Source organism: Streptomyces sp. NPDC001903, assembly GCF_042891345.1.
Lineage (GTDB): Bacteria > Actinomycetota > Actinomycetes > Streptomycetales > Streptomycetaceae > Streptomyces.
This window is the reverse complement of record NZ_JBIASZ010000045.1, coordinates 1-3,602: the sequence shown is the minus strand read 5'-3', so window position 1 is coordinate 3,602 and position 3,602 is coordinate 1. Positions and strand designations below refer to the sequence as shown.

The window sequence follows — 3,602 nt, the reverse complement described above, 5'->3', positions numbered from 1 at the left end:
CTTTGTACTCACCCTCTCGGGCTTTCCTCCGGGCTTTCGTTCTTCGTTCTTGCGTTTCCGACTCTATCAGATCCTTTCGGGCCTGACCCCCGGTCGAAGCGGGATTTGCTTTCCAGGTCTTCGCTTTCGCGTTTCCCTTTCCGGCGAGTCCGACTCTATCAGAAGTTTTCCACCGGATTTCCCGGCTTCGGATTCCTGGATGAGGAGTCGAGTACGCACCCGCAGAATTCGATTCCGTGGGTGCGAGGGGTCTTGCTGGATGGCTGCCGAACTTGTCCAGTTCCAGGCAACCGTTCGACTCTACAACTGGGCCCCCGGGGTGTCAAAACGAGCGCGGCCCGGGGCCCTCACGGGCCCCGGGCCGGCGGGCGACCTCACACGTCAGGCCCCCCGCACCGCGTCACGGCCGTCCGCGTCCCGCCGCGAAGGTGGCCCCGGTCAGGGTGACCGAGCCCGTTGCCTTGAGCGGGGCTCCCTGGCCGTCCGCCGGGGTGGCCAGCAGCGTCCATTCGTACGCGCCGTTCAGCACGGCACGGCCCGTCTGGTCCTTCCCGTCCCACGTCAGGTCGACGACGCCGCGCGTCTCGCCACCGGTGCGCACGACGGTCGTGACGCCCGAGGTCTTGTTCCGCGCCATCAGCTTCCACGAGGACACCGGCTTGGAAAGCCACCAGCGGGCCTGCCGGCTGCCGGCCGTCTTGGCGTCCAGGGTGCCGGGGACGTTCTGGTCGATCACGGCGAGCGGCGAGGCGGCGCCGGTGACCCCCACGACGTGAAGGGTCTCCTCCTGGTCGAGGTAGGCCAGGCGCCCGCCGAAGCGGTCGACAGCCCAGTCGGTGATGTTGTTGCCCGGGTACCCGGAGGCCTGGTGTTCCCTCACCAGCGCGCCGGAACGCAGGTTGTAGACGCTCACCACGCCGTAGTTCTCGTGGACCACGTAACCGTCGCCGAGCGCGAGCGGGCCGAGCGGCCGTTCGGCGACGAAGGGCAGCGGGATGCGCCGCCCGGTCTGGGCCTGGTACGCGGCCGCCCCGGCCCCGTCTGCGGAGCAGGTCGAGTAGAACCAGTCGCCGTTCGCCCGGAACTCGTACGGGCGGCAGCCCGACTGCAGGTCGACGCGGCGGACGACCTGGCCGGTCCGCAGATCCGTGGCCGCCACGACACCCTTGTCGCCCTCGGGCTGCCAGAGCAGGGAACCCCAGAGTCCCGCGGCCGAGGTGGGCTTGATGTCCAGGACCTTGCCGGCGTCGATGTCGAGCACCAGCGCCCCTGCGACATCGTTGACCTCTGCGCTCACCAGCAGATGGCGGCCGGAGGCGCTGACGATCCTGGCGTGCGAGAGCTCGCCGGGGAGTTTCACGGTCCGGTGGGCGCCACCGGTGCGGGCGTCCCGGATGTGGACCGTCACCGCGCACCGGGACGAGCACCCGTTCGCGGCTGCCATCCCGACGATCCGGCCGTCACCCGTTGCGGCGGTTCCGCCGAACCGGCTGGCGGCTTCGGGACAGAAGGGATCGGTCTTCGAGCGGTCACAGCGCCACACGGGCGCCTGGGTGATCGACGGCGGACCCGAGACCGACGTCCGGTAGCCCAGCACGGACTCGGTGCTGTCCACGTGCAGTGCGGAGAGGTCGCCCTGGGCGATGGCGATGCTCCGCCGGTCCGCGGGCCGGGCCGGAACGGCCAACGCCTCCTGCACCCGCAGGGCGCCCTGGGCATCCACGGAGATGCGGTGGACGGCCCAGCGGCTGCTGCCGTTGACGGTGGAGAGCCCGTACGCACTGCCGTCGGCACCGAGGACCAACGGCCCGTCCAACTGGTCCAGTACGGGTCGCGGCGCACTGCCGTCGCTCGGATAGGCCTTCACGACCGGGTCGGAGGCGTCTCCCGAATCCGCGATCAGCCAGTCGCCGACTGCCAGGACCCGGCCCGGGTACTTGTCGTTCGCCACCGTACGGACCACGGCGGGGTCGGTCCTGGACACCATGACGGCCTTGTCGAACTGGACCATGGCGATCCACTTCGACCCGAGCCCCACGTGGTTGTACGTGCTGCCCCCGCCGGGAGCTTCGGGGAGCTCCTTCATCGTGGCCGTGGCGTAGTCGAGGACCCCGTGCCGGTGCTTGCCCTCCGCGCCGGCGCCCCAGTACTCGACGAGGGCGCCCCGTGCGTCCGAATCCAGCACGGCATAGGAACTCATCGCTCCGACGCCGGTGACCGGCACGTCCTTGCGGGGCTCGTTCGCACGGCCGAGCAGGTGGAGCAGCCAGTGCCCGTCCGCATCCTTCTCCGAGGCCAGCACCTGGGTCGGCGAGATGGCCGTGGACCAGGCCCGGTTCTCCCGGGCGGGTACGGACTCGGTCGCCCCCGAGGCGTAGTTGCGGATCTTCAGTTCCTTGCCGACCGTGCAGGCGACCTCGTCGCCGAGCCGCGCCTGGCCGGCCCCGCAATCGGACGGAATCCGCCGGCCGTCGGCACTGCGCCAGGACGTCGGCTCTTTGTCGTACCTGTCCGACATCAGCATGCCCGTGCCGGCAGCTCGGAGTATCAGATAGGGCGCGAAGGCGCTCGGCGGCGATGCGACCGTCGCCTCGCCCCCGGGTGCCGGCGCCGCGGCGGCGAGCGCCGTCGGTACGGCGCACACCGCGCCGATGCATGTGGCCAGTGCGAGCGCGGCGGCTCCCACGGCACGCTGCATTCTCAACTGCGTTCCCCCCACAGGATGCGCGCGGGGGTCTGCAGCGGCCCTCTGTGCCAACTGCTCTGCGCCCCCCGCAAAGTGAGCGGATCGTAGCAGCAGAAGACGGGGGAACTTCGAGGTCAGAGGTTGACGCGCTTCAGGTAGACGCGGCTGCGGTGGGGGATGGTCTGGTACCAGAGCATCAGGTGCTCGTCCTCGTACGTACGCAGGCGCATGGGGCTGGGGTCTTCGTAGAGGCTGCCGTCCTTGGGGTCGATGGCCATCGACGCCAGGTCGACCAGGCCGTCCATGACGACGGCGACCAACTCCTGCTGCTCCGACGGCATGTCGCCGAACACCCACAGCCGACTCGGATCGCACTCCCAGGCCCAGCCGGCCTCGTTCTCCACTCCCTCACCCCGCAGGGTCACTGACCGATCTCCCGCTGGGCCTCGGCAAGGATGCGGCTGCTGGTCTCCATGGCTGCCCGGAACTGTTCCTCCGTGGCGGCCGGATCGCCTGCGGTCCGCTCGGCCTCGAGCAGCGCCGCGGCTCGGGCGGGCCGGCGGTGGATGGCCACGTGCGTGGCCCACTTGATCAGGAAGAAGCGGAGCGGGTTGATGGCGCCCGTCTCCGCGGCGCGGTCGAACGCCGCATGGCATTCCCTGTCGAACTCGGCGAGGTGCGCCATGTCGATCCGGCGCACGGCGTCCCGCAGGGCTTCGCGCGTCATGGCCGGCTGGGGGATGAGCGGACCGTCGTCTTCGAGGTGCTGTGCTGTCATCGTGCCTCCAGGGGAACGAGGCCAGGATAGCGAGCGGCCCTGACACGTGCCCGTAAACGCAGAAAAGCCCCGCACCGAACCCGTGAAGGGCTGGTGCGGGGCTTTCCCACAATGATTGTTCGGCGGCGTCCTACTCTC

At 69.9% G+C, this 3,602-nt stretch carries 3 protein-coding genes; all 3 read right to left on the bottom strand.

Going from position 1 to position 3,602, the window contains the following annotated elements:
• Positions 1–400 precede the first annotated feature (400 nt).
• Positions 401–2,698 (bottom strand): hypothetical protein, encoded by a 2,298-nt coding sequence (locus ACFYZS_RS40400; protein ID WP_389024576.1) that lies wholly within the window; start codon positions 2,696–2,698, stop codon positions 401–403.
• Between the two features lie 122 nt (positions 2,699–2,820).
• The gene (locus tag ACFYZS_RS40395; RefSeq protein WP_389024573.1) at positions 2,821–3,111 is read right to left on the bottom strand and encodes a hypothetical protein; all 291 of its coding nucleotides are present in this window, start codon (positions 3,109–3,111) and stop codon (positions 2,821–2,823) included.
• On the bottom strand, positions 3,108–3,464 hold the full coding sequence (locus tag ACFYZS_RS40390; protein WP_030874051.1) for a DUF6247 family protein: 357 nt from the start codon (positions 3,462–3,464) through the stop codon (positions 3,108–3,110). Before ACFYZS_RS40390 ends, ACFYZS_RS40395 begins: the two co-directional genes overlap by 4 nt.
• Positions 3,465–3,602 lie beyond the last annotated feature (138 nt).

Bases quoted from the DNA above. Each gene is read 5' to 3' on its own strand.
- ACFYZS_RS40390 (WP_030874051.1), bottom strand. From the start codon at position 3,464: ATGACAGCACAGCACCTCGAAGACGACGGTCCGCTCATCCCCCAGCCG.
- ACFYZS_RS40400 (WP_389024576.1), bottom strand. From the start codon at position 2,698: ATGCAGCGTGCCGTGGGAGCCGCCGCGCTCGCACTGGCCACATGCATC.